Origin of the sequence: Aeromicrobium sp. MLTX1 (assembly GCF_046452335.1) — a bacterium.
Taxonomy (GTDB): Bacteria; Actinomycetota; Actinomycetes; order Propionibacteriales; family Nocardioidaceae; genus Aeromicrobium.
In genome coordinates, this window is sequence record NZ_JBKFDN010000002.1 from 452,273 (window position 1) to 478,337 (window position 26,065).

Sequence of the window (26,065 nt, forward strand, 5' to 3'; positions counted from 1 at the left end):
TCCAGTATCGCGGAGGCCTACGCTGGGCTCGTGACCGGTTCCCCCACCTCGAAGCCGCTCCTGGCGATGCTGCACCTGCGCACCGCGCGTCCCGCGGCGCCCGACTTCCAGGTCGCGCTCGACGCCCTCAACGCGCCCACCGTCCGCGTGGCCGAGCAGCTGGGCTGGGAGGTCGTCCCGGTCGCGTCGGCCGAGGTCGACCGCTCCGTCACCGCCGCACTCGTGGCGCGCGCCGACGCCGTCGTCGTGATGGGCGGCGAGGACGTCGGCCCGGCGCTCTACGGCGGCCCCACGACCTACCCCGGCTCCGGCCATCACGAGCCGCTCGCGGACCTCGCCCACATCGACGCCGTCCGGGCCTGCATCGAGACCGGCACTCCCCTGCTCGGCATCTGTCGCGGGCTGCAGGTCATGAACGTCGCCCTCGGCGGCACCCTCGTCCAGCACCTGCCCACCACGGCGCGGCACCGCGCCACCGGCGACGACCACTTCGTCCGCAACCGCGTGACCGTCACCGACGCGTCGCTCGCCACCGCCGTGGACGCCGGCGAGGACGTCCGCTGCACGCACCATCAGGCCGTCGACGTGCTCGGCGACGGCCTCGTGGTCGCCGCCCGCGCCGAGGACGGCGTCGTCGAGGCCGTCGTGCACGAGACGGCGCCCGTCACCGGCGTGCAGTGGCACCCCGAGCATCCGCAGACCGCCGACGCCCAGCTGGCGCCGCTGCTCCTGCGGCTCGCGTCGCAGCTCGGCGGCTCGCTGACTACCGTCGCCTGAGGCGCGCCCGGTCGGCGGCGAACCCGGCCACGTCGCGCACGGTCGACTCGTTCGCGGCCGGCAGCCAGTGGCGGAAGATGACGTCGGCGCCGTGGACGAGCCCGACGTTGATCCGAGCCGCGACGTCGACGCCGGCCCGTGCCAGCCTCCTGGCGAAGACAAGGCCCTCGTCGCGCAACGGGTCGAGCTCGTTGACCGCGACCACGAAGGGCGGTAGTCCGCGCAGCTCGTCCTCGGACGCGAAGTACGGCCACGCGATGGGGTCCTCGGCGTGCTCGCCCGTGGGGTCGTAGGCCCGCACCAGCAGGGCCATGCCGCCGTTCTCGATGAAGTACCCGTCGTTCTCGACGAGCGACGGGAGCTCGGCGAGACGGCGCTCGTGGTCCCAGCCGTAGCCGCCGCTGATGTACGGGATGCTCGCGTAGACGCCGTCGATGGCGGACACGCGCCCGCGTCGCTTCGCCAGCAGCGTCGTGGCGATCGCGAGGTTGCCTCCCCCGGACTCGCCCTGCACGACGACGCTGGCCAGGCCGAGCGACTCGCGGTGCTCGTCGACCCACAGCACGGCCGCGAGGCAGTCCTCCACGCCGGACGGGAAGGGGTGGTGGCCCTCGGCGGTCCACGCGTTGCGGAAGTCCACCATCACCACGACGGAGCCCGCGGCCGCGAGGTCGGTGCACCAGCGCCGGTGGACGCGGTTGTCGGTCGTGAGGATCGTCATGCCACCGCCGTGCGTGTAGACCAGGCCGGGCAGCACGCCCTCCACCCCGGCGGGCCGGAAGACGTGCAGCGTGATCTCGTTGCCGTCGATCCCGAGGATCGTCTCGGTGGAGGTCTCGACGTCGTCGCGGTCCGTGGGCAGGTCCAGCGCGATCGAGTCGTAGACGGCTTGGAACCCGTCGTGGGACGCGCCCACGGCCGCCAGCACGGTCGGCAGGTCGTCGCTCGCCGAGACCGGGGGCGCGCCGGCGACCGCGTCGAGGCCGAAGGTCGCGAGCGCCTCGACCATGGCGGGCGAGAAGCGCGGGTCGGTCCGCGGACCGCTCGACTCGTCGCCGAGTCGGCCGGGAGGGGTGTAGGTGGATCGTTCGGGGGTCACGGTCATGGCAGGCACCTTTGTGGCGTGGGTCACGTTTGGCTCGGATCCTATGACCGCGAATGCAACATGACAAGGCCTTTGTTGCATCTGAGCGGTGAGTCCCCAACCTCATCCCGGGTGGAGCGGTGAGTCCTCAACCTCAACGGACCCTTCAGAGGTTGATGAGGCACCGCACCGCCGCAGGAGGGGTTGACCAGCCACCGCTCCAGCAGAGTCCCGGAGGCCGACCGGCCGGAGTCAGGGCCGCAGCAGGGCCTCCAGGACTCGCTGCGCCGCCTCGGGAGCAGGCGGCGCGCCGGTGATCGTGGGCAGATAGACGTAGGACTCCACGAGCCGCACGCACGCGTAGGCCAGGTCGTGGGCCGGCACCGCGTCGGTGGTGCGACGCTCGGCGACGTCGACCTCGAGGTACTCACGGACGGCGTCCACGAACCGGGCGTGGAAGCCGTAGTCGGCCGTCGTCATCACCCGCATGAGGAACGCGTTGTTCTCCTCGTTGAAGCGACGAACCTCGGGCCAGGAGAACATCGCGCGCAGGAACCCGCCCAGCACGAGCGGCACCCGCGGCCCGGCCACGTCGCGAGCGGCCTCCCACTCCTGGCGCATCGTCAGCTCGGTCAGCTGCCAGGTCACGTCGACCAGCATCTGCTCCTTCGTGCCCACCCAGCGGTAGAGCGTCACGCGGTTCACGCCTAGCTCCGCCGCCATGCGGCCGAGGTCGAGCCCCTCGCCGTTCAGGTAGGCCCGGCGGCCGAGCCGGTACGCGTCAGCCTTCGTCGGTCGTGCCACGGGACCTCCCCACGGTGTCCTCGAGCGCCGGACCGAGGTCGGGCCAGCGGAACGTGAAGCCGGCCTGCTCTAGTCGCTCGGGCAGGACCCACCGGCTCTTGAGCAGCAGCTCGGACTCGTTGCGCAGCACCCACAGCGCTGGCTCGAGCATCCACCGCGCGGCCGGCAGGCCGACGGGCCTGCGCACGACGCGGCGCAGCTCGGCCATCAGCGTGCGGTTGTCGCTCGGGTGGGGCGACGACAGGTTCACGGGCCCCTCGATCTCGTCGTGCTCCTCGAGGAACCGGATCGAGGCGAGCACGTCGTCGATGTGGATCCACGAGAACCGCTGCCGCCCGCGGGAGCGGTGCATCGGCACGAGGCCGCCGGTCGGGTGCGGACCGATGCCGCGGTAGCGGCGGTGCTGGAACCAGCGACCGTCGTACTGCGGGCCGCCGAGCCCCAGGCGGGCGACTCGGCCCAGCAGGTCGGACGCGGGTCCACCCAGCACGATCGCCATCCGCAGCGCGACCCGCCTCGTGCCCGGCAGGTCGCCCGCGAAGAGCTCGTCCTCCCAGGTGCGCGCCACGTCGACCGAGAAGCCGCTGCCGAGCTCGCCGTCGGACTCGGTCTGCGGCTGATCCATCGCGTAGCGGTAGATCGTGGCGGTGCTGGCGTTGAGCCACAGTCGCGGCGGGGAGCCGGCCGCGGCGATCGCCTCGTGGAGCTGGCGGGTCGTGTCCACGCGCGACCGCAGGATCTCGTCGCGGTTGGCGTCGGTGTAGCGGCAGCCCACGCTCTTCCCCGCGAGGTTCACCACGAGCGCGGCGCCGTCGACCAGGCGTGCGACCGCAGCGGGATCGGACCACCGGGCGTCCGGGCCGCTGCGCCCGACGCGCGCCACCTCGTAGCCGCGCGCCTCGAGGTCGGTCACCAGGCGGTGCCCGATGAAGCCGTTCCATCCGGCCACCACGGCTCGCTCCCGTCCCGTCATGCCCCGCACCCTAGCGGCGTGGTGCCCACCCTGAGCGCCTGAGCCGCGCCCGGTCGGCGCAAACCGGCCCCGTCCGACCTGCCGCCCCCTAGCCTGTGCGCATGTCGGCCCGCTCACTCCTGACGATCGTGCTGCGGTGCGTGCTCGGCGCGGGCGCGGTGCTGCTGGTCCTGTGGAGTGCCGTACACGGCCTGGACGCCGTGCTGTTCCACGGCTTCTCGGTGATGTGCAGCGACGGGAGTCCAGACTTCGACCCCGAGGTCTGCGGCATCACGTGGACACCTGGTCTGCGACATCTGGTCGCAGGCGCCCTCGGACTCCTGATGCTGTGTGCCTGCGTCGGCCGCATGTGGTTCTGCCGGACGCTTCTGCTCACGACGGGCGTCCTCGCGTGTCTGCTGGCCGTGTTCCTGCTCTGGATCACGACGTGGCAGCCCGTCAACCCGCTCCACCCGGAACCACCCGGTCCCCAGGTGATACTCCTGGGCGTGGGGCTGATGGCGGTCCTCGTGGGATCTGTTCCGTGGCGCCAGCCAGCCGCGGTCGGCCCACGGTGTGAGCGGTGAGTCCTCAACCGAATCTGACCCCCGTGTGGTTGATCAGGCACCGCTGACCCGCGGGATGGGTTGACCACTCACCGCCCACACCCTGAGCGGAGGCGGCCCGGACCCTGAGCGCGACTCGGGGTGCGGTCAGGGGCTCGTCCGGGGACGCGCCCGATGTGCCGGGAGGCCCTGCGGCACGACGCTGAGCGTCATGATCACAGTCGATTCCCTCTCGAAGTCCTACGGCGGCCACACCGCCGTGGACGACGTGTCCTTCACGGCCCGTCCCGGCCGTGTCACGGGCTTCCTCGGCCCCAACGGCGCCGGCAAGTCCACGACGATGCGGGTGATGGTCGGGCTCACCCCGCCGTCCAGCGGCGACGTCCAGGTCCTCGGTCGCCGGTTCGGCGACCTGCCCGACCCGGGCCGCGAGGTCGGCGTCCTCCTCGATGCCTCCGCCCAGCACGCCGGTCGTACCGGTCGCGAGATCCTCACGATCGCGGCGATGACCATGGGCCTGCCCCGCACCCGCGTCGACGAGATGCTCCAGCGGGTCAGCCTGACGCCCGTCGAGGCCGGCCGTCGCGTCCGCAACTACTCCCTCGGCATGCGCCAGCGCCTCGGCATCGCCACCGCCCTGCTCGGCGACCCGGAGGTGCTGATCCTCGACGAGCCCGCCAACGGCCTCGACCCGGCCGGCATCCGCTGGATGCGCGACCTGCTCCGCGGCTTCGCGGACGACGGCGGCACGGTGCTGCTCTCGTCCCACCTGCTGCACGAGATCGAGGTCATCGCCGACGACCTGGTGGTCATCGGCAACGGGCGGATCGTCGCGCAGGGCTCGAAGGAGGAGCTGCTGGCCAGCGCCGGCACCCTCGTCCGCGCCGCCGACGGCGCCGCACTGGCGGCCGCGCTGCAGACGGCCGGCATTGTGGCGCGGCCCACCGCCGAGGGAGCGGTGCTCGCCGAGTCCGACCTGACCAGCGTCGGGAATGCGGCCTTCGCGGCCGGCATCCCCGTCCTGGAGCTGCGGGCCGCCGACGGCGCCCGCCTGGAGGAGATGTTCCTCTCCCTGACCGCGGAGACCCAGCGCGACCGCGTCCAGCACCGTTCCGAAGGAGCAGCAGCATGAGCACCACCATCACCCCGGCAGCGGCCGACGTGGCCGCGAGCCGGCCGGCGCGCCCAGTCCCCGCGCGCACGCCGTTCGCCCGGATCCTGCGCGTCGAGCTGCGCAAGATGTTCGACACCCGGTCGGGCTTCTGGCTCATGGCCAGCGTCGTCCTGCTGTCGATCGTCGCGACCGTCGCGACGCTGATCTTCGTGGACAGCGAGAACCTGTCCTACGAGCACTTCGCCAGCGCCGTCGGCTTCCCGATGACGGTCATCCTGCCGATGATCGCGATCCTCGCGGTCTCCAGCGAGTGGAGCCAGCGCACCTCCCTGACGACGTTCACGCTCGTCCCCCACCGCGGGCGGGTCCTGGCGGCCAAGGCCCTCATGACCGTGGTCATCGGCGTCGTCTCGATGCTCATCGCGGGCGCGGCCGGCGTCGTCGGCAACCTCGTCGGCTCGGCGATCGCGGGCGTCGACCCGGTGTGGGACGTCTCGATCCGCGAGTTCTCCCAGATCGTCCTCGCGAACGAGATCGGCATGCTGATGGGCCTGATGCTCGGCATCGTCCTGCGCAACTCCCCCGGCGCGATCGTCGCGTACTTCGTGTACTCGCTCGTGCTGCCCGGTGCCTCGAGCGCCCTGGCCAGCACCACCCAGTGGTGGGCGGAGAACGGTCCGTGGTTCGACCTCAACTGGGCCACGATGCAGCTGTTCGACAACAGGCTGACCGGCGAGATGTGGGCCCAGCTCGGCACCTCGGCCCTGCTGTGGCTGGTGGTCCCGCTGGTCCTGGGGACGCGGGCGCTGCTGCGCTCCGAGGTGAAGTGAGTCGCTGAGGTCGAGGGTCCCGGGTGTCCGCCCGGGGCCCTCGTCTATGCGCCCGCGGGGGCTCGGTGCCGCAGTGCCCATCGCAGCGGCACGTACGCCAGCAGCATCACGACCGCCGTGCCGGCCGACAACAGCACACGGTGGTCCGCGTACAGGAGGCCCGCGATCGCACCGCCGGCCAGTGCCGCCACGCCCTGGTAGGCGGCGAACACGCCGTACGCGGTGGCGAGGCGCTCCCGCGGCACGAGGTCGGCCACGAGCGCCTTGACGGTGGAGTCCTGCAGGCCTGTCGCGGCGCCCCACAGGACGATGCCGACGAGTGCGAGGCCGAGCCCGTCGAGGAAGACCAGGGCCGGCACGGGCGCGACGACGAGCGGCAGCACCATCAGCGTGCCCCCGCCCCAGCGGTCGAAGGCCACCCCGGCGACGAGGGCGGCCAGCGCGGCCGCCGCCATGGCCCCGGCGTAGACGACCGGCACCGCAGCCGTCCTCACGAGATCTTGCTCGGCGAGGTGGTAGCCGAACAGTCCGAAGGTCAGCAGGCCGGCCGTCGTGATCGCGATCGCGAGGGCGAACGCGTGGAACCGCGCGGGCAGTCGCCCGCCGTGAGTCGCGGCCGGCACCGGCACCTCGTCCAGGCCCGGGGTCGCGAGGCGACGCCGCAGCACCGCCAGGATCAGCAGCGCGATGAGGCCGGGGATCGCCAGCACCGCCAGCCCGGCCTGGATGCTCCACACCGCGGCGACACCGGCGACCACGAGCGGCCCGGCGAACGCGCCGACCTGGTCGAGCGCCTTGTGCACGCCGAAGCCCTTGCCGCGGCCCACGGACTGCGCCGCCGACGCGAGCAGCACCGACTTCGACGGGCTGCGCAGGGCCTTGCCCGTGCGCTCGGCGAGGATCAGCAGCGTCGCGACCGCGAGGCCGGCGGAGCCCAGCTCGGGGGCGACGGCCAGCAGGGGCACGCACACCGCGGTCAGGCCGTAGCCGATGCCGGTGAGCAGCCAGTGCCGCTGCGTGCGGTCGGCGACCCGACCCGCGACGAGGCGCAGCACGAGCGCCGCGGCCTCGCCAGCGCCGGTGATCAGGCCGACGGTCGCGGCCGAGGCGCCGAGCTCGCCGAGGTACGGGCCGGCGATCGACCGCATCCCCTCGTAGACCATGTCGGCGAAGAGGCTGACCAGGCCGAACGCGAAGACTCCGCGCCACGGCGACCAGGTCCTGGCGGGGGTGGGCACCCTCCGAGGGTCCCAGAGGCCGAGACTCGACCGTGATTCAGGGCGGGCCCAGCAGTGCGGCAACCTCGCGGTCGCTGACGGCCGTGAAGTCGCGGTACCAGTGCCCGACCGCGGCGAAGTGGGCCGGCGTGAGGAGCACGACCACCTCGTCGGCCTCGACCAGGACGTCGGCGACGCCCGTCGGTGCCACGGGCGCCGCCACGACCACGCGGGCCGCGCCTCGCTTCCGCGCGACCCGACACGCGACCCGCACCGTCGCTCCCGTGGCGATCCCGTCGTCCACGAGGAGGGCCGTGCTCCCGGTGAGGTCCAGCGGCTCGCGACCGGACCGCAGCCGCCGGACGCGCTCCTCCAGCGCGTCGCGCTCGCGGCGCTCGACCTCGCGCACCTCCCCCGCGGTCGTGCCCTCGCGGGCGACCAGCGCCTCGTCGAGCACCTCGCTCCCGCCCTCGCCGATCGCGCCCATGGCGAGCTCGGCATGGAAGGGGAAGCCGAGCTTGCGCACCACGACGACGTCGAGTGGGGCGTCCAGGGCCCGGGCGACCTCGAAGGCCACCGGGACGCCGCCGCGTGGCAGTCCGAGCACGACGAGGTCCGGTCCGCGCAGGTGCCGCAGCAGCGGGGCCAGCCGGCGTCCGGCGTCGGTCCGATCGGCGAATCGCGGGGAGGCACGCGACCACATGACGGTCCTCAGAGCGGCGAGTGGACGAACGGCAGGAACGTCGACACCCAGTCGATCCGGTCGTCCAGCCAGCCGAGCAGTCCGAGCGAGCTCGTGATCGACACCGGCGGGTCGGAGACGAGGGTGTCCGCGCGCAGCAGCCGCTCGAAGTCCAGCTCCACCGGGTCGGCACGCGGGTTGCCCTGCCGGTCGAGGAAGGCGACCCCCGCGGAGCGGAGCAGCGACACGACCTCCTGCGCGAGGATCCCGTAGCCGATCGTCGTCGGGTGGACGCCGTCGAGCGAGAACAGTCCGCCCTCGGTGCGTCCATCGGGTCCGGAGCGGAAGAACCGGGTGGTCGGCACCGGGTCCAGCCGCCGCAGGGCGGGCGGGAGCTCGTAGGGCTCCCACCAGGCGGGCCGCGCCCACGGGCTGGCGACGTAGCGGCGGGTCGCGAGCCGGTCGAGCAGGCCGCCCATGTCGAAGAGGTGCCAGTCGAGCCCGGACTCCCTGGCCGCCCGGACCGAGGCGATGATCGTCTCGTTGTAGGCGTCGATCGCCGAGTCGATGGCGCGGACCTCGTCCTCGACGAGGTGCGGGTCGTGCCGCGGGTCGAAGTCCTCGTCGGTCACCCACGGCCGCGTGTAGAACGGGAAGTACCGCGAGTCCGGGCGCACCTTCTGGTGCGTGCCGCGGGCGATCGGCGCGATCGTCACCGACGGGACCGTCGCCACCACGACGTGCTCGGCGGGGATCCTCCGCAGCCGCGCGACCAGGTCGGCCCAGTCGGCGTCGAACGCGCTCGGCCTCCAGATCGTGCAGCCCGCCCGGGCGTCGCGCCGCCGGGCGAGCGTCATCTCGGCATAGCCCTCGGGAGTCCAGACGGTCTCGAGGGAGACCACGGAGCCCAGCGCGTTGTTCGAGCCCAGGACGACCACGAGCGTCTCGACGCCCTCCTCCACCGCGAGCTCCTCGATCGAGTCCAGCACGGTGCGTCGCGGGTCGCCGCCGGCGGCACGGCGCAGGACGGGCCACGCGGCCCGCGCGTTGTGGTGCTCCACCAGCTGGCCGAGGAAGTCGTCGGTCGTGCGCTTCGCGAGCGTCCGCTCGATCCTCGCCTCGGTGGCCACCAAGGGGTCCAGGACGTCCCAGCCGTAGACGGCCATGTTCTGGAACGGAGGTCCCGTCTCCGGCGGGTCCGACCCGGGCCCGCGCTCCCAGTGGTCCTCGATGCTGTCCATGTGGTCGCGCAGCCAGGGCGCCGCCCGGAGGCTCTCGAGCAGGTCCAGTCGGCTGCCGAACCGCCGGTCGAACTCCCGTGCCAGCCGTTCGAGGTCCACGGGCAGCCCGCCGGGCCCGGTGGGCCACTCATAGGTCGGGTACGTGAACTCCCGCGCGGACAGCCCCATCTCGTAGGCCACCATCGCGGGCCACGAGAGGTCGGTGCGGTGGATCGCGCCACTCATGAAGCCGTGGGTGAGCGAGTCCCCCACCGTCACGAGCCGGTGGCGCGCCTGCCTCGCCGGCGCCGCGGCGGTGACCGCGACACCGAGCATCGGGTCCGTCTCGGGACGTCGGGGCTCGCTGCGGATCCGCACCTCACGCGGAATCGGCTGGCGTGCTGGCATCGCGCTCACCCTCCCAGCGAGTCAGCCCCTCCGGACGTGGAACCGGAGCGCCTCTTCCACGACGTCGAACGCGTCCGCGGTCGTGATGTGGCGGCTTTCGGGCGTGTACCCCGCGCACAGGACTCCTCGGCGCACGGCGCGTGCCGCGGACTCGTGTGAGAGGTCGCCTCGATCGGCGACGATCTCGACGAGCTCGTCGACGTCCACGAGGGCGAGGCTGGGCAACCCGTCATCGGGTGCGTAGGCTGCCAGGAACAGCCAGGTCTCGTCGGGGCAGCAGGCCTCCGGCTCCGAGGCGGCGGGAGGCTGGGCACGCACCCGTCTCCGCGCCACCACCTCTAGGGCGGTGCGGCTCCAGTACCTCATCCGGCTCGGAAAGCTCATCGTCACGACCCCCTCCGCACCGCTGTCGTCCTCTGCGGTGCCGATGCCTCCAGCCTAGGGATCTGTCGCCAGCCCACAACCCGAGCGCCGAACTGCCGAGCGCGTAACGAGCCGTTCCCGCCCAGACATGACGAAAGCCCCGGTCTCCCGGGGCTTTCCGTTGTCGGGCTGACAGGATTTGAACCTGCGACCCCCTGACCCCCAGTCAGGTGCGCTACCAAGCTGCGCTACAGCCCGTGACAACCTGCAAGAGTCTACCGCAGGTCCTCCCGAGGTCGTCACGGGCCCGGTCGGGCACCAGAATGGGGCCCATGGCCGTCATCGAGAACTCCAAGGTCGCCATCGTCGGAGCTGGCAGCGTGGGCACCGCGATCGCCTACGCCTGCCTCATCCGCGGGTCCGCGCGCACCATCGCCCTGTACGACGTGAACCAGCCGAAGGTCGAGGCGGAGGTGCTCGATCTCCAGCACGGCGCCCTCTTCACGGGCAGCAGCCAGATCATCGGCGGCGCCGACCCGGAGGTGGTCGCCGGCGCTCATCTCGTCGTCATCACGGCGGGGGCGAAGCAGGATCCCGGGCAGACCCGGATCGATCTCGCGGGCACGAACGTGAGGATCCTCGAGCAGATGCTGCCGGTCCTCATGGAGCACGCGCCGAACGCGGTCTACGTCCTCGTCACGAACCCCTGTGACGTGCTGACGGTCGCCGCGCAGCAGATCACGGGTCTCCCGGAGGAGCGCGTCATGGCGTCCGGCACCGTGCTCGACACGTCGCGGCTGCGGCAGCTGCTGGCCACGCGTGCCGGCGTCGCCCCGAACAGCGTCCACGCCGACATCGTGGGCGAGCACGGCGACACCGAGTTCGCGCTGTGGTCGCAGGCACGCATCGGACCCGTGCCGATCCTCGACTGGGCGCCCTCCCCCACCGCCTCGGACCAGAGCCCGTTCTCGCACCGCGAGCTCGACGAGATCACCGACCAGGTCCGCAACGCCGCCTACGCCGTGATCGAGGGCAAGGGCGCCACCAACTACGCGATCGGCGTCTCGGCGACCCGGATCATCGAGGCGGTCCTGCGCGACGAGAACGCCGTGCTGCCCGTCAGCATCGTCCACCGCGGCAAACACGGGATCGACGGCGTGGCGCTCTCGCTGCCCAGCATCGTCAACGCGAAGGGCGTCTCGCGTGTGCTCGACGTGCGGATGTCCGCCCACGAGGAGCGCCAGCTCCACTCGTCCGCCGACGCCCTCCGGAAGGTCCAGCAGGACCTCGGACTCTGACCCGGGCCCCTCGTGCAGTCGCCCCGAGGCGTTGTCGGTGGGCGTCCCTAGGTTGGACGCATGGACCAGGTCGAGCAGCGATTGCTGCAGAGCGCGGCGCGTGCGCAGGCACGTGCCGAGTTCGCGCTGTGGTCGCTCGTCCTCACCTCCCACGAGTCCGCGTGCGCCGAGGTCGACGCCGAGGAGGCCCCCGAGATCGGCAAGGAGCTCGGTCGTCGCGAGGTGACGCTGCACCTCGCCCAGGCGCTGCGGATGACCGAGCACCGGGTGTGGGGCCTCGTGAACGACGCCGCCACCCTCCGGGATCGCGCGCCGCGCACGTGGATCGCGTTCGGTGACGGGTCGATCGACGCCGCCCGTGCCGGACTGATCGCCGCCACGATCGACCAGCTCGAGACCACCGAGGCCGCCGAGGCGCTCGACGCCTCCGTCGTCGCGTACGCCACCACGCACACCACGGGCGAGCTGCGATCCTGGCTGCGGCGGATGCGCGCCCGACTCGAGCCCGAGCAGGTCAGCGCCGAGGCGGAGCGTGCCGTGGACACCCGACGCGTCGACATCAGCCACAACGGCGACGGCACGTCCTGGCTGAGCGCCCTGCTGCCCACCCACGTCGCGATCGCGGTCGGCCATCGGCTGCGGCGTGCGGCGAAGGCACTTCCGAAGGTCGATGCCGAGACCGGCGAGATCGACCGCCGCACCCGCGACCAGCGCCAGGCCGACCTCGTGGGTCACTGGCTCACGTCCTGCACCGGCACCGAGACCGACATCCGCGCCGAGATCGCCATCAGCATCGACGCCACCGACCTGATCGGCCTCACCGACGGTCCCGGGATCACCCGCGACGGCGACCAGCCACTGCCCGCCGAGTGGGTGCGTGAGCTCGCCGCCTCCGAGACCACGCTCTTCCGCCGGCTGGTGCTCGATCCGGTCGGTGGCGTGCTCGACACCACCAGCCTCGGCTACCAGCCACCGGACTCCCTCCGGGCCGCCCTGCACTGGAGGGACGGCACCTGCCGGGTGGCCGGCTGCCGAGCACCGGTGGCCGAGACCGATCTCGACCACGAGCTGGCCTACGACCGGGGCGGCACCACCAGTGCCGCGAACCTGCGCTGCCTGTGTCGCAAGCACCACAACATGAAGTCGCACGGACGACTCCCCGAGAAGTTCATCGCACCCGCGGTCGAGCGCCGCGAGCGATGGCACCTGCCCGCACCCGTCGTGGTGGAGCTCGACCTGTGGCCGGCGGCCTAGATCAGGCGTGCCTCATCGTCGAGGTCCGTCACGGTGACGCTGAGACCGTCGAGCTCGAGTCGGCGCTTGGCCTCCAGCGCCATGCGGCGACCCACGTCGGTCACCTCGTCCACCCGGCTGATGTCGAAGACGACCTGCGGCGTCTCCGGCGGGTTCTCGACCAGATGACGGATCAGCGACTCGGCGCTCGCGAAGAGCAGGTCGCCGCCCAGCACGTAGGTCGTGGCGTCGTCCTCCACCCGCACGTCGGCCAGCGCCGAGCGCGACGGACGGCCGGGGTTCATCAGGTGCATGCCCATGTCGTCCGAGAGACGACGCATCATCTCCACGCCGCGGGCGCTGTTGCCGTGCGCGTCCAGGCCGGGCGAGAACACGGCGACGCCCACCTGGCCCGGCAGCACGCCGATGATGCCGCCCGAGACGCCGCTCTTCGCCGGGATGCCCACGGTGCTGAGCCAGTCGCCCGCCGCGTCGTACATCCCGCACGTGGCCATCACGCTCAGCACCTGCCGGGCGGTGGCCTCCGCCATCAGGCGCTCCCCCGTCTCGGGCTGGATGCCGCCGTTCGCCAGCGTGGCCGCCATCCGCGACAGGTCGCGCACGTCCACCGCCAGTGAGCACTGACGCACGTAGCGCTCGACCGCGTCGACCGGGTGCTCGACGATGCCGTATGCCGCCATCAGGTGCGCCAGCGCCAGGTTGCGGTGCACGGAGCCCATCTCGGACTCGTAGACGGCCTCGTCCAGCTCCAGCTCGCGGCCGGCCAGCTTCGAGGCGAACTCGGCGAAGCGCTCGAACGAGCCCACCAGCCCGGCGGTGGCGATCGCGCCGGCGTTGATCATCGCGTTCTGGGGACGGCCGGTCTCGGAGTCCACCGAGATCTCGTTGAACGCCTCGCCCGACGGCTCGACGTCGATCTTGGCGTGCACGGCGTCCCAGCCCAGGTGCTCGATCGCCACCGCGTACGCGAACGGCTTCGACATCGACTGGATCGTGAAGCGGTGCTCGGCGTCACCGGCGCTGTGGTGCGCGTCGTCCACGGTGCTGATCGCGATCGCCGACAGCGACGGGTCGACCTTCGCCAGCTCGGGAATGTAGTCGGCGGGCTCGCCCTCGATGCCGCCACAGGCCTGAAGGACCTCGTCGAGGTAGTCCGGGACGGGCGAGCGCATCAGCGGCGCTCGCGCTTCTTGCGCGGGCGCTGCTGCAGGTGGATCGGGCTGCCCACGAAGCCGAACTCCTCGCGCAGCCGGCGCTCGATGAAGCGCAGGTAGCCGGCCTCGAGCTTGCCCGAGGTGAACAGCACGAAGGTCGGCGGCGCGGTGGAAGCCTGCGTGCCGAACAGGATCTTCGGCTGCTTGCCGCCGCGCACCGGGTGCGGGTGCTCGGCCACGAGACGCCCGAGGAACGAGTTCAGCGCGCCGGTGGACACGCGGGTCTCCCAGCCCTCGAGGGCCGCGTCGAGCGCGCGCACGAGGCGGTCGATGTGCCAGCCGGTGCGGGCCGCGACGTTGATGCGGGGCGCCCACGGGATCTGCACGAGGTCGCGCTCGATCTCGCGGTCGAGGTAGAAGCGGCGCTCGTCGTCGACGAGGTCCCACTTGTTGAAGGCCAGCACGACGGCGCGGCCGGTCTCCTCGATCGTGTTGATGATGCGCAGGTCCTGCTCGGTGATCGACTCGCTCGCGTCGATCACCATGACGGCGACCTCGGCACGCTCGATCGCGCTGGAGGTGCGCAGGCTGGCGTAGTACTCGTGGCCGCTGGCGGTCTTGACGCGCTTGCGGATGCCGGCGGTGTCGATAAAGGTCCACAGGCGCCCGCCCAGCTCGACGAGCTCGTCGACGGGATCGACCGTGGTGCCCGAGGCGTTGTCGACGACGACGCGGTCCTCGCCCACGAGCTTGTTCAGCAGGCTGGACTTGCCGACGTTCGGCTTGCCCACGATCGCGACGCGGCGCGGGCCGGCCGGGGCGTCGAAGTCCTCCGGCGGCGCCTCGGGCAGGGCGCTCATGATCGCGTCGAGCAGGTCGCCGCTGCCGCGGCCGTGCAGCGCCGACACGGGGTACGGCTCGCCGAGCCCGAGGTTCCACAGCGCGGCGGCCTCGAGCTCGCTCTTCTGGTCGTCCACCTTGTTCGCGGCGAGGACGACCGGCTTGCCGGCGTCGCGGAGCAGGCGCACGACGCGGTCGTCGACGTCGGTGGCGCCCACCCGGGCGTCGACCACGAACAGGATCGCGTCGGCGACGGCGATGGCGACCTCTGCCTGGGCGGCGATGCGCTCGGCCATGCCCTTCGCGTCGGGGTCCCAGCCGCCGGTGTCCACGACGGTGAACGCACGACCGTTCCAGACCGCGTCGTAGGGGACGCGGTCACGAGTCACGCCGGGGACGTCCTCGACGACGGCCTCGCGGCGTCCGATGATGCGGTTGACCAAAGTCGACTTGCCGACATTGGGACGGCCGATGACGGCGAGAACGGGCTGTGTGGACACCCGCACAGCCTATCGGGGCGGTGTCTGCGCCGTGGAGGCGAACTGCGCCGCGTACAGACGCTGGTACGCGCCCTCCGCCGCGATGAGCTCGTCGTGCGTGCCCTGCTCGACGATCCGGCCCTGCTCCATGACCACGATGAGGTCCGCGTCGAGGATGGTGGAGAGCCGGTGCGCGACGACGAAGCTCGTCCGTCCGGAGCGCAGATCGTTCATCGCCGACTGCACGAGGGCCTCGGTGCGGGTGTCCACCGAGCTGGTCGCCTCGTCGAGCACGAGGATCGCCGGATCGGCCAGGAACGCTCGCGCGATCGTGAGCAGCTGGCGCTGACCGGCGCTCACTCCCCCGCCGTCGTCGGTGATCACCGTGTCGTAGCCGTCGGGCAGCGTGCGCACGAAGTGGTCGACCGACGCCGCCTGAGCCGCCGCGAGGATCTGCTCCTCCGTCGGGTCGTCGGCGCCGTAGGCGATGTTGTCGCGGATCGTCCCCGAGAACAGCCACGTGTCCTGGAGGACGACGCCGAAGTCGTCGCGCAGCTCGCGCCGGCTCATGTCGGCGATGTCGAGGCCGTCGAGCGTGATGCGCCCGCCGTCGACCTCGTAGAAGCGCAGGACGAGGTTCGTCAGCGTGGTCTTGCCCGCGCCGGTCGGTCCGACGATGGCGACGGTCTGGCCGGGCTCGGCCACCAGCGAGAGGTCCTCGATGAGCGGCTCGGCGGTGTACGAGAAGTCCACGTGGTCGAAGACGACGCGGCCGCGCAGCGGGTCGGGCTCGGGCGCGTCGACGCGGTCGGGACGCTCGCGCTCCTCGTCGAGGAAGGCGAAGACGCGCTCGGCCGAGGCCATGCCCGACTGCAGCAGGTTGACCATCGCGGCGACCTGGGTCAGCGGCTGCGTGAACTGGCGCGAGTACTGGATGAACGCCTGCACCGAGCCGAGGGACAGCGAGCCGTTCGCGACTCGCAGGCCGCCCACCACGGCGACCAGCACGTAGTTGAGGTTTGAGACGAACATCATGAGCGGCTGGATCACGCCGGAGATGAACTGCGCCCGGAACGACGCCCCGAACAGCTCGTCGTTCGTGGCGGCGAACTCCTCCTCCGCGACCTTCTGGCGGCCGAAGACCTTGACGACCTCGTGGCCCGTGAAGGACTCCTCGACGATCGCGTTGAGCCGGCCCGTCTGGGTCCACTGCGCCACGAACTGCGGCTGGGAGCGCTTCATGACCGCCCCGGTGATCGCGATCGCGACCGGGATCGTCACCAGCGCGATGATCGTCAGCAGGGGCGAGATCCAGAACATCATCGCGAGCGTGCCGATGACCATGAGGATGCTCGTGATCATCTGGCTGAGGGTCTGCTGGAGCGACTGCGCGAGGTTGTCGAGGTCGTTCGTGGTGCGCGACATGATCTCGCCGCGCTCCTGCCGGTCGAGGTGCGCGAGCGGCAGGTGGTGGAGCTGGTCCTCCACGTCGTTGCGCAGGTCGGCGACCATGCGCTGCACGACGGTGGTGGCGAGCACGCCCTGGAGCCACATGAACAGCGACGAGACGAGGTAGACCACCGTGACGATCGCCAGGATCGTGCCGAGGCGACCCATGTCGATGCCCTCGCCCGGCCGCAGGTCGATCGCCGAGACGAGCTCGGCCAGCTGGTCCTGCCCGTCCGCCCGTAGCGAGGCGACGGCCTCGGCCTTCGTCATGCCCTCGGGGAACTGACTGGAGAGGAAGCCGTCGAAGATCACGTCGGTGGCGTGGCCGAGCACCTTCGGTCCGATCACCGAGAGCGTCACGCCGATGAGGCCGAACGCCGCCAGTGCGAACACCATGGTGCGGTCGCGCAGCAGCCGCCGGAACACGCGGCCGAACGTCGCCTTGAACTCCGTCGCCCGCGCCGGCTTCTGCGGTGCTCCGTGCCAGCTCATCGGGCCTCCTCCGGCGACAGCTGCGACAGGACGATCTCGCGGTAGACCTCGCAGGTCTCCATGAGCTCCTCGTGCCTTCCCGTGCCGACCGCACGGCCCTCGTCGAGCACGAGGATCCGGTCCGCGTCGCGGATGGTGCTGATCCGCTGCGCCACGATCACCACGGCGGCGTCGGCGGTGACGGGCTTGAGCGCCCCGCGCAGGGCGGCGTCGGTGGCGTAGTCCAGCGCGGAGAACGAGTCGTCGAACAGGTAGATGCGCGGACGCTTCACGATCGCGCGGGCGATCGCCAGGCGCTGGCGCTGGCCTCCGGAGAAGTTCGAGCCACCCTGGCTGACGGGCGAGGCGAGTCCCTCGGGCAGCGCGCGCACGAAGTCCTCGGCCTGAGCGATGCGCAGCGCGTCCCAGAGCTCGTCGTCGGTGGCGTCGGCACGCCCGAAGCGCAGGTTGTCGGCGATCGTCCCGGTGAACAGCAGCGCCTTCTGTGGGACGAGGCCGATCGCGCTCCACACGTCCGCAGGGCGCACGTCGCGCACGTCGAGTCCGTCGACCAGCACCCGTCCGTCCGTGACGTCGAAGAGCCGTGCGACGAGACCGAGGAGCGTGGTCTTGCCGCTGCCCGTCGAGCCGACGATCGCGGTCGTCTCGCCGGGGCGCGCCACGAGGGACACGTCGGAGATGACCGAGCTCTCGGCACCCGGGTAGGCGAACGAGGCAGCCTCGACGTCGACGCGTCCCTGCGAGAGCTCGACGGACGGCACCTCCGGGTCGAGGTCGATCGCGGGCTCGGTCCGCAGCACCTCGGTGAGGCGCTCGGCCGAGACCTCCGACCGCGGCCACAACATGAACATGAAGGTGGCCATCATGACCGCCATCAGCGTCTGGATCAGGTACTGCTGGAACGCGGTCAGCTGGCCGATCTGGAGCTCGCCGGCTCCGATCCGCGAAGCGCCCCACCAGAGGGCGAGGACGACCGAGAGGTTCATGATCCCCATCAGCAGCGGGAAGAAGATCGTCATGAGACGACCTGCGCCGACGGCGACCTGACGGTTCAGCTCGTTGGCGTGGGCGAAGCGGGCGGCCTCGTGATCCTCGCGCACGAACGCGCGGACGACGCGCACGCCGGTGATCTGCTCGCGCATGATCTGGTTCAGGGTGTCGATGCGCTCCTGCATGAGCCGGAACAGGGGCCGCATGCGGGCGATGATCAGGCCCAGCGAGATCACCAGGACCGGCAGCACGATCAGGAAGACGCCCGACAGCTGCACGTCCTCGCGCAGCGCCATGACGAGGCCGCCGATGCCGGTGATCGGGGCGGCGACCATCATCGTCAGGCCCATGAACAGCAGCAGCTGGACCTGCTGGACGTCGTTGGTGTTGCGGGTGATCAGCGTGGGCGGACCGAACGAGGCCATCTCGCGGCTGCCGAACGACTGCACCGTGCCGAACACCGCGGCGCGCAGGTCGCGGCCCACGGCCATCGCCACGCGCGAGCCGACGTAGACGGCGACGACGTTGCACACGACCTGGAGCACCGTCACCGCGATCATGAGCCCGCCGACGCGCCAGATGTGGCCGATGTCGCCCTGGGCGACACCCTCGTCGATGATGTCGGCGTTGAGACCGGGCAGGTACAGGGTGGCCAGGGTCTGGACCAGCTGGAAGAGGCACACCACCAGAACCGGGACCCGGTAGGGCCGCAGGTGGTGGCGCAGGAGCGCGATCAGCACTCGCTCAGACTACGAGTCCCAGCAAGAGCACGAACACCAGACCGGACACGGACAGCACGGTCTCCATGAGCGACCACGTCTTGATGGTCTGGCCGACCGTCATGCCGAAGTACTCCTTGACCAGCCAGAAGCCAGCGTCGTTCACGTGGCTGAAGAACACCGAGCCCGCGCCGATCGCCAGCACGAGCAGCGAGACCTCGGGGGTGCTGAGGCCCTCGGCGAGCGGCGCCATGATGCCCGAGGCGGTCACCGTGGCGACCGTCGCCGAGCCCGTCGCGAGACGGATCAGCACGGCCACGAGCCACGCCACCACCAGCACCGAGAAGTCGGTGTCCTCGACCCAGCCCGCCACGACGTCGGCGATGCCGGTGTCGATGAGCGTCTGCTTGAAGCCGCCGCCGGCGCCGACGATGAACACGATGCCCGCAATGGGTCCGAGCGAGGCGCCGAGGCTGTCCATGATCTTCTGCCACTCCATGCCGCCGGCGCGGCCGAAGGTGAACAGCGCCACCAGCACCGAGATGAGCAGCGCGACGAGCGGCGTGCCGATGAAGTCGAGCGTCGACCGCACGATCCCCTCGGCCTCGATGATGTCGGCGACCGTCTTGGCCAGCATCAGCACGACCGGCAGCAGGACCGTGGCCAGCGTGAGCGCGAACGACGGACGCTTCTCGTGGGTGATGGTCTCGTCGGTGGAGAACAGGTCCGGCGCCGGGATGTCGACCCAGCGCGTCGCGACCTTCGCGAACATCGGGCCGGAGACGATGATCGTGGGGATCGCGACGAGCACGCCGAGGCCGAGCGTGAGGCCGAGGTCCGCGCCCAGCGCGTCCACCGCGACGAGCGGACCGGGGTGCGGCGGCACGAAGCCGTGCATCGCCGACAGGCCCGCCAGGGCCGGGATGCCGAGCGCGATGAGCGACTTCCCCGACCGGCGCGACACCAGGAAGATCACCGGCATCAGCAGCACGAGGCCGATCTCGAAGAACATCGGCAGGCCGATGAGCGCGCCGATGCCGGCCATCGCCCAGGGCAGCATCCGGTCGGACGACTTCCCGATGATCGTGTCGACGATCTGGTCCGCTCCCCCGGAGTCCGCGAGCAGCTTGCCGAACATCGCGCCGAGCGCGATCAGCATGCCGACGCCGGCCACGGTGTCGCCGACGCCGGTGCTGAAGCTCTCCAGCACGTCGGCCATCGGCATGCCGGCCATGGCGCCCACCGCCAGTGAGCCGAGGGTCAGGCTCAGGAACGGGTGCAGCTTGGCCACCGTGATCAGCACGACGATGACCGCGATGCCGACAAGGGCCGCGAGGATCAGCTGGGTCGAGTCGGACATTCAGGCATCCTCCTGGGTGCGCAGCCAGAGCAGGAACGCCGCGGCGATCCGTTCGGGCGTCTCGGTGACGTCGAAGACGACGCCGTTCTCGTCGGCCTCGAGCGGCTCGAGGGTGGCCTCCTGCGACTCCAGCAGCGAGGTCGGCATGAAGTGGTCGCGTCCCTCCATGCGGGACAGGATCAGCGCGTGGTCGCCCACGAGGTGCAGGAACACCGTGCGCGGCGCGTGCTTCGTGAGGACGTCGCGATAGACGCGACGCAGCGCGGAGCAGCTGATCACGCCGCCGTCCTCGTCGTGCTCCGCGAGCCAGCCGCCGATCAGCTCGAGCCAGGGCCAGCGGTCCTCGTCGGTGAGCGCCTGGCCGGCCGACATCTTCTCGATGTTGGCCTTCGGGTGGTAGTCGTCGCCGTCGGCGTAGGGAACGCCGGCGCGGTCGGCCACCGCGTGACCCACCGCGGACTTGCCGACGCCCGAGATCCCCATGACCACGACCAGCGGTGGACTCATGGTCCTCACGCTACGCCCGCGAGCGGACCAAGTCGCGTCAGAGCAGGTCGCGCAGCTCCTTGGGGAGCTCGAAGTCCTCACCGGCGGCGTTCTGGTCGAAGCCGAAGGCTCCGGCGCCGGCGGGCTTCGCGGGCTCGGCCTTCGCGGCCGCCGCGCGCTTGGCCGGGTTGCCCGACACGCGCTTGCCCTTCTTCTTGTTCGCCTGCTTCGGCTGCTTGGCGCCGGCGCGCTTGCCTGCTCCCATGCCGGGCATCCCGGGCATGCCGCCCATGCCGGGCATGCCGCCGCCCTTGGCCATCCGCTGCATCATCTTGGCGGCCTCGAAGAAGCGGGTGACGAGCTGGTTGACGTCGCTGACCTGCGTGCCCGAGCCCCGGGCGATGCGCGCGCGGCGCGAGCCGTCGATGATCTTGGGGTTGTCGCGCTCGGCGGGCGTCATCGAGCGGATGATCGCCTTGATCTTGTCGATGTCCTTCTCGTCGAAGTTCGCGAGCTGGTCCTTGAACTGGCCCATGCCCGGCAGCATCCCGAGCATCTTGGTCATCGACCCCATCTTCGACAGGGCCTCCATCTGCTGGAGGAAGTCGGCCAGGGTGAACGAGCCGCCGGCGACCTTCTCGGCCGCCTGCGCGGCCTGGTCGGCGTCGAAGACCTTCTCGGCCTGCTCGATGAGCGTCATGACGTCGCCCATGTCGAGGATGCGCGAGGCCATGCGGTCGGGGTGGAAGACGTCGAACTCGTCGAGCTTCTCGCCCGTGGAGGCGAACATGATCGGGCGGCCCGTGACCGAGCGCACCGAGAGGGCCGCGCCGCCGCGCGCGTCGCCGTCGAGCTTGGACAGCACGACGCCGGTGAAGTCGACGCCCTCGAGGAACGCCTCGGCGGTGCCGACGGCGTCCTGACCGATCATCGCGTCGATGACGAACAGCACCTCGTCGGGCTGCGTCGCGTCGCGGATGTCGCGCGCCTGCTTCATCAGCTCGGCGTCGATCGCGAGGCGTCCGGCGGTGTCGATGACGACGACGTCGTGCAGCGAGCGCTTCGCCTCGGCGACGGCGTCGCGAGCGACCTGGACCGGGTCGCCGATGCTCTGGGTGCCCGACTGCGTCTGGGCGGCGCCCACGTTGCCGGCCTCGGGAGCGAAGACGGTGACGCCGGCCTGCTCGCCGACGACCTTCAGCTGCGTGACGGCGTTCGGGCGCTGGAGGTCGGCCGCGACCAGCATCGGCGAGTGGCCCTGGGCCTTCAGCCAGCGACCCAGCTTGCCCGCGAGGGTGGTCTTGCCCGCGCCCTGGAGGCCGGCCAGCATGATGACGGTCGGCGGGTTCTTGGCGAACCGGATGCGGCGCGTCTCGCCGCCGAGGATGCGGACGAGCTCCTCGTTGACGATCTTGATGACCTGCTGCGCCGGGTTGAGCGCCTGGCTCACCTCGGCGCCGCGGGCGCGCTCCTTGACGTTGGCGATGAACTCGCGCACGACGGGCACGGCGACGTCGGCGTCGAGCAGCGCGACGCGGATCTCACGCGCGACGGCGTCGATGTCGGCGTCGGACAGCTTGCCCTTGCCGCGGAGTCCCTTGAATGCCGACTGGAGCCGGTCCTGCAGCGAATCGAACATAGGTCCCCAGAGTAGCCGAGCACCCGTCAGGCGAGAGCGTCGCTCACCGCAGTCCGCAGGACCTGCGCCGCCTCGTCGTCCAGGGCGGCGCCGTCGTCGTCGGTCACGTAGAACACGTCGCGCGCCTCGTCGCCGTACGTGGACAGGTGGGCCGACCGGATGTGGTGGCCCAGCGTCGAGATCGTGCGGCACACCGTCCACACCAGTCCACGCCGGTCGAGGGTGCGGACCTGCAGCAGCGTGGCCGACTGCTCGTGCGTGTCCAGCACGGCGATCCGGGGCTCGTACGCGTCGCGCTCGAGGCGGTAGGCGAGCCGCTGGGCGAGGTCCTGCCGGCCCTGCAGCACCGGCCTGACGCGCTCGGCCAGCGCCGTCGCGTCGACCTGCGCCCGAGTGACCTCCCAGAGGCTGGCGGCCACGTCGTCGGCCGTGATGCTGCGGCACGAGCGGATGTCGAGGCCGGCCACGGTGAGCGCGCCGGCCAGATCGGCCAGGACGCCCTGGCGGTCGGGCACGACGATCGTGACGAGCGAGCCGTCGTGGTGAGGCGTCGCGGTGAGCCTCAGGTCGGCGTCCGGCAGCGTGAGGTCGGGCAGCGGCACGTGGGCCGGCCAGCCGGCGTAGTCGTCCGAGGGCGGCGGGGTGGTGCCACGCAGCCGGGCGCGCACCTTGCCCACCAGCCCCTCGACGAGGCTGCGGCGCCAGTCGCTCCAGGCCGAGGCGCTGGTCGCGCGGGCGTCGCAGGCCGTGAGGGCGGAGAGCAGGTCGAGCGCGTCCTCGTCCGGGACGAACTCGGCCACGTTGGTCGCCGTGACGGGGTCCTCGATGTCGCGCCGCGTGGCGATCGTGGGCAGCAGCAGGTGCCGGCGGACGAGCCAGCCGATCGTCTCGGCGTCGTGGTCGCCGAAGCCCCAGCGCCGCGCGATCCCGACCGCCATGGGCTCCCCCACCTCGCTGTGGTCACCGGGCTCGCCCTTGCCGATGTCGTGCAGCAGGCAGGCGACCGCGAGGACGTCCGGACGGGCCACGTCGCGGTTCAGCCCGTCGGCGTTCACGACGGCCTCGAGACTGTGCCGGTCGACCGTGAAGCGGTGGATCGGCGAGGAGGACCCGCGCAGCCGGATGCCGGCCCACTCGGGGAAGAACGGGTCGACGAGCCCGGCGAAGTCCAGCTGGAGCCACACCGGCACGAGCCGCCGGCCCGCGGAGAGCAGGTCGATCAGCCAGCGGTGCGTCGTGGCCGGGAGCGGTCCGTCGGGCCACGTGACCTCGCGCGCCATGCGGTCGAGCGAGGCCTGGTTGATCGGCAGGTTCCGGCGCGCGGCGGTGGCGGCCACGCGGAACAGCAGCTCGGGGTCGGTCCGCGGGGTGGCGTCGGCCGTGAGGACGATCTCGCCGTCGAGGACGCCGACACCGTCCACGATCCGCTGGATCACCGGTCCGCGGCTGCCGATCGTGCGGTACGGGTTGCGGTCGGTCTCGTCGAGGCGACGCCACGCGCGCGCCGTGAGGTGGTCGAGCCGGCGCCCGACGTCGCGCACGTGCACGTCGAGGTCGGTCGGCGAGAGCCCGAGTCGGGCGGCGATGTCGGGCACCAGCTCGGGCACGAGCTTGTCCGTGCGCTTGCCGGCGACCTCGTGCAGCAGGTCGCGCACGTCGAGCAGGTCCGCGGTCAGCTGGGCGACCTCGCGGGCGGGCACGTCCACGAGCCACGTCGCCGCGATCGCCCGCAGCAGCACAGCGTCGCGCAGCCCTCCCCCGGAGGCCTTCAGGTCGGGAACGGCCTCGTAGGCCAGCTGGCCCGAGCGCTCGAGGCGCGCCTCGCGGTCCTCGCGCACGGCCGCCAGCTGGCGCCGGGCGTCGCGCCGCCAGCCCGCCATCACGGTGGAGCGCATCGCTACCACCGCGGCCGCGTCGCCGGCCACGCAGCGCGCGTCGACAACGCCGATCGCGACGCGGTGGTCCGCCGCGGCCAGCCGCGCCATCTCGTCGAGCGACCTCACCGCGGGGTCGAGCGGGACGTTCGCCTCCCACAGCCGGCCCCACAGGTCGGCCGCGCGGGCGTCGACCTCGGCCGGGTCGAGGTGGTCGGAGTGGACCAGGACCACGTCGACGTCGCTGTGGGGTGACAGCTGCGAGCGGCCGTAGCCGCCGATGGCCGCCAGGGCCAGGCCGGTCTCGACGTCCCCGGCCACCGCGGCGAACGCGTCGCGCAGCAGCCGGTCCGTCGCGTCCGCCCGGCCCCGGCGGGCCCGGTCGAGCTCCTCGTTCAGAGCGCCGCTTCGTCCGTCTCGCCGGTACGGACCCGGACGACCGACTCGACCGGGACGACCCACACCTTGCCGTCGCCGATCTTGCCCGTCTGGGCCGCCGACGTGATGGTGGCGACGACGCCCTCGACGTCGGCGTCGTCCACCACGACCTCGAGGCGGATCTTCGGCACGAGGGAGACGTCGTACTCGGCGCCGCGGTAGACCTCGGTGTGGCCCTTCTGCTGGCCGTAGCCGCTGGCCTCCGTCACGGTCATCCCGGCCACGCCGGAGGCGGCCAGCGCCTCACGGACCTCTTCCCACTTGTGCGGCTTGATCACCGCGGTCACGAGCTTCATACGATCATTCTCTCCGTTCTCAGAAGCTGGATCCGGTGGACCCGGCGATGTCGTAGGCGGACTCTCCGTGCTCGGCGAAGTCGATGCCGGTCGTGGCCTCGTCCTCGTCGTCCACACGCCACCCGATCGTGTGCTTGATGGCCAGCGCGATCAGCGTCGTGAAGACCGTGGTCCACACGACGGCGATCACGACGGCCATGGTCTGGTCGACCAGCGAGCCGAAGCCGCCGCCGTAGAGCAGGCCGTCGATGCCGCCCGGCGCGTCGGAGGTGCTGAGCAGGCCGATCAGCAGCGTGCCCACGAGGCCGCCGACGAGGTGGACGCCCACCACGTCGAGCGAGTCGTCGAGGCCCCAGCGGAACTTCAGGCCCACGGCCCAGGCGCACAGCGCGCCGGAGATCGCGCCGATGGCGATGGCGCCGACGATGCTGACGGCGCCGGCGGCCGGCGTGATCGCGACGAGACCGGCGACGATGCCCGAGGCCGCGCCGAGCGAGGTGGCCTTGCCGTGCAGCAGCCGCTCCACGGCGAGCCAGGCCAGGATCGCGGCCATCGTGGCGACGGTCGTGTTCATGAAGGTCACGCCCGTCTCGGACATGAACTGCGCGGTGTCCTTGGCGCCGCCGTCGCCCTCGGTGAAGACGATCGAGCCGACGTTGAAGCCGTACCAGCCGAACCAGAGCAGCGCGGCGCCCATCATCGTCAGCGGCAGGTTGTGCGGGCGCATCTGCTCACGCGGCCAGCCGATCCGCTTGCCGATGATCAGCGCGAGGATGCCGCCGGCGATGCCCGCGTTGATGTGCACGACGGTGCCGCCGGCGTAGTCCTGCGCCGGGAAGTGCTCGTGGATGAAGCCACCGCCCCACACCATGTGGGCGATCGGGAAGTACGAGAACGTCACCCACAGCGGCAGGAAGACCAGCCAGGCGGAGAACTTCACGCGGTCGGCGACCGCACCGGAGATGAGCGCCGCGGTGATGATCGCGAACGTCATCTGGAACGCGACGGCGATGTACCCGTCCCACGCGACGCCGTCCAGGCCGAACAGCTCGAAGGGGCTGGCGAAGAAGCCGCCCACGCTGTCGGAGCCGAACGACATCGACCAGCCCCACAGCACGTAGACGAGGCCAACGACGGCCGCGGCCGCGTAGGACATCATCATCATGTTGAGGACCGAGCGGGCTCGGGTCATGCCGCCGTAGAACAGGGCGAGCGCGGGCACGGTCATGAAGAGCACCATGGCCGTGGCCATGAGCATCCAGGCGTAGTAACCATCCATG

At 71.5% G+C, this 26,065-nt stretch carries 23 protein-coding genes and 1 tRNA gene; 6 read left to right on the forward strand and 18 right to left on the reverse strand.

Translation table 11 applies throughout. The features are described 5' to 3' along the window. The first annotated feature begins 30 nt into the window (after positions 1-30). Positions 31-777: a gamma-glutamyl-gamma-aminobutyrate hydrolase family protein gene (locus ACK99Q_RS12730; RefSeq protein ID WP_410186494.1), complete on the forward strand. Its 747-nt coding sequence runs from the start codon at positions 31-33 to the stop codon at positions 775-777. Here the strand turns inward: ACK99Q_RS12730 and ACK99Q_RS12735 are convergent. The 3 genes from ACK99Q_RS12735 to ACK99Q_RS12745 all read right to left on the reverse strand — a co-directional run bounded on the left by ACK99Q_RS12735 (position 764) and on the right by ACK99Q_RS12745 (position 3,638). Continuing rightward, positions 764-1,882: an alpha/beta hydrolase fold domain-containing protein gene (locus ACK99Q_RS12735; protein ID WP_410186495.1), complete on the reverse strand. Its 1,119-nt coding sequence runs from the start codon at positions 1,880-1,882 to the stop codon at positions 764-766. The genes ACK99Q_RS12730 and ACK99Q_RS12735 overlap by 14 nt on opposite strands. A 231-nt stretch (positions 1,883-2,113) precedes the next feature. Continuing rightward, a complete protein-coding gene (locus ACK99Q_RS12740; RefSeq protein ID WP_410186496.1) occupies positions 2,114-2,665 on the reverse strand; it encodes a QsdR family transcriptional regulator in 552 nt (183 codons plus the stop codon). Then, a complete protein-coding gene (locus tag ACK99Q_RS12745) occupies positions 2,643-3,638 on the reverse strand; it encodes an epimerase (RefSeq protein WP_410186497.1) in 996 nt (331 codons plus the stop codon). Before ACK99Q_RS12745 ends, ACK99Q_RS12740 begins: the two co-directional genes overlap by 23 nt. 101 nt (positions 3,639-3,739) lie before the next feature. Between ACK99Q_RS12745 and ACK99Q_RS12750 the strand changes: the two genes are divergently transcribed. The 3 genes from ACK99Q_RS12750 (at position 3,740) to ACK99Q_RS12760 (ending at position 6,127) form a co-directional block, all read left to right on the forward strand. Further along, a complete protein-coding gene (locus ACK99Q_RS12750) occupies positions 3,740-4,204 on the forward strand; it encodes a hypothetical protein (RefSeq protein ID WP_410186498.1) in 465 nt (154 codons plus the stop codon). A gap of 190 nt (positions 4,205-4,394) precedes the next feature. Further along, on the forward strand, positions 4,395-5,315 hold the full coding sequence (locus ACK99Q_RS12755; RefSeq protein ID WP_410186499.1) for an ABC transporter ATP-binding protein: 921 nt from the start codon (positions 4,395-4,397) through the stop codon (positions 5,313-5,315). Further along, positions 5,312-6,127 carry an ABC transporter permease gene (locus tag ACK99Q_RS12760; protein WP_410186500.1) on the forward strand — a complete coding sequence of 272 codons (816 nt, stop codon included), beginning with the start codon at positions 5,312-5,314 and terminating at the stop codon, positions 6,125-6,127. The genes ACK99Q_RS12755 and ACK99Q_RS12760 overlap by 4 nt, the downstream gene beginning before the upstream one ends. Positions 6,128-6,171: 44 nt before the next feature. On the opposite strand, the gene ACK99Q_RS12765 is transcribed toward ACK99Q_RS12760, so the two are convergent. The 5 genes from ACK99Q_RS12765 to ACK99Q_RS12785 all read right to left on the reverse strand — a co-directional run bounded on the left by ACK99Q_RS12765 (position 6,172) and on the right by ACK99Q_RS12785 (position 10,275). Then, on the reverse strand, positions 6,172-7,365 hold the full coding sequence (locus tag ACK99Q_RS12765) for an MFS transporter (RefSeq protein WP_410186501.1): 1,194 nt from the start codon (positions 7,363-7,365) through the stop codon (positions 6,172-6,174). 37 nt (positions 7,366-7,402) lie between these two features. Continuing rightward, the gene (locus ACK99Q_RS12770; RefSeq protein WP_410186502.1) at positions 7,403-8,047 is read right to left on the reverse strand and encodes a phosphoribosyltransferase; all 645 of its coding nucleotides are present in this window, start codon (positions 8,045-8,047) and stop codon (positions 7,403-7,405) included. Between the two features lie 8 nt (positions 8,048-8,055). Then, on the reverse strand, positions 8,056-9,654 hold the full coding sequence (locus tag ACK99Q_RS12775; protein WP_410186503.1) for a hypothetical protein: 1,599 nt from the start codon (positions 9,652-9,654) through the stop codon (positions 8,056-8,058). 21 nt (positions 9,655-9,675) lie between these two features. Further along, the gene (locus ACK99Q_RS12780) at positions 9,676-10,038 is read right to left on the reverse strand and encodes a hypothetical protein (protein WP_410186504.1); all 363 of its coding nucleotides are present in this window, start codon (positions 10,036-10,038) and stop codon (positions 9,676-9,678) included. A 163-nt stretch (positions 10,039-10,201) separates the two neighbouring features. Further along, positions 10,202-10,275 (reverse strand) — tRNA-Pro (locus ACK99Q_RS12785). A gap of 74 nt (positions 10,276-10,349) precedes the next feature. On the opposite strand from ACK99Q_RS12785, the gene ACK99Q_RS12790 reads away from it, so the two are divergent. Both ACK99Q_RS12790 and ACK99Q_RS12795 read left to right on the forward strand, forming a co-directional pair. Continuing rightward, entirely contained in the window at positions 10,350-11,315 is a 966-nt protein-coding gene (locus tag ACK99Q_RS12790) for an L-lactate dehydrogenase (protein WP_410186505.1), read from the forward strand. Positions 11,316-11,375: 60 nt separating this feature from the next. After that, positions 11,376-12,569 (forward strand): DUF222 domain-containing protein, encoded by a 1,194-nt coding sequence (locus ACK99Q_RS12795; protein WP_410186506.1) that lies wholly within the window; start codon positions 11,376-11,378, stop codon positions 12,567-12,569. On the opposite strand, the gene glsA is transcribed toward ACK99Q_RS12795, so the two are convergent. Genes glsA through ACK99Q_RS12845 form a run of 10 tightly spaced genes read right to left on the reverse strand, consistent with a single transcriptional unit; the run spans position 12,566 to position 26,064 of the window. After that, entirely contained in the window at positions 12,566-13,741 is a 1,176-nt protein-coding gene (glsA, locus tag ACK99Q_RS12800) for a glutaminase A (protein WP_410186507.1), read from the reverse strand. The genes ACK99Q_RS12795 and glsA overlap by 4 nt on opposite strands. After that, positions 13,741-15,063: a ribosome biogenesis GTPase Der gene (gene der / locus ACK99Q_RS12805; protein WP_317628297.1), complete on the reverse strand. Its 1,323-nt coding sequence runs from the start codon at positions 15,061-15,063 to the stop codon at positions 13,741-13,743. Before der ends, glsA begins: the two co-directional genes overlap by 1 nt. A 9-nt stretch (positions 15,064-15,072) precedes the next feature. Further along, entirely contained in the window at positions 15,073-16,983 is a 1,911-nt protein-coding gene (locus ACK99Q_RS12810; protein ID WP_410186508.1) for an ABC transporter ATP-binding protein, read from the reverse strand. After that, entirely contained in the window at positions 16,980-18,713 is a 1,734-nt protein-coding gene (locus tag ACK99Q_RS12815; RefSeq protein WP_410186509.1) for an ABC transporter ATP-binding protein, read from the reverse strand. Before ACK99Q_RS12815 ends, ACK99Q_RS12810 begins: the two co-directional genes overlap by 4 nt. Positions 18,714-18,717: 4 nt before the next feature. Further along, positions 18,718-20,052, reverse strand: coding sequence for a GntP family permease (locus ACK99Q_RS12820; protein WP_410186510.1), 1,335 nt, complete (start codon positions 20,050-20,052; stop codon positions 18,718-18,720). Next, positions 20,053-20,559 carry a gluconokinase gene (locus ACK99Q_RS12825; RefSeq protein ID WP_410186511.1) on the reverse strand — a complete coding sequence of 169 codons (507 nt, stop codon included), beginning with the start codon at positions 20,557-20,559 and terminating at the stop codon, positions 20,053-20,055. Between the two features lie 37 nt (positions 20,560-20,596). Continuing rightward, on the reverse strand, positions 20,597-22,177 hold the full coding sequence (gene ffh, locus ACK99Q_RS12830) for a signal recognition particle protein (protein ID WP_410186512.1): 1,581 nt from the start codon (positions 22,175-22,177) through the stop codon (positions 20,597-20,599). Positions 22,178-22,203: 26 nt separating this feature from the next. Then, positions 22,204-24,513: a [protein-PII] uridylyltransferase gene (locus tag ACK99Q_RS12835; RefSeq protein WP_410186513.1), complete on the reverse strand. Its 2,310-nt coding sequence runs from the start codon at positions 24,511-24,513 to the stop codon at positions 22,204-22,206. Beyond that, positions 24,447-24,785 carry a P-II family nitrogen regulator gene (locus tag ACK99Q_RS12840; protein ID WP_179424437.1) on the reverse strand — a complete coding sequence of 113 codons (339 nt, stop codon included), beginning with the start codon at positions 24,783-24,785 and terminating at the stop codon, positions 24,447-24,449. Before ACK99Q_RS12840 ends, ACK99Q_RS12835 begins: the two co-directional genes overlap by 67 nt. Positions 24,786-24,804: 19 nt before the next feature. Further along, entirely contained in the window at positions 24,805-26,064 is a 1,260-nt protein-coding gene (locus ACK99Q_RS12845; protein ID WP_410186514.1) for an ammonium transporter, read from the reverse strand. Position 26,065: the final 1 nt, after the last annotated feature.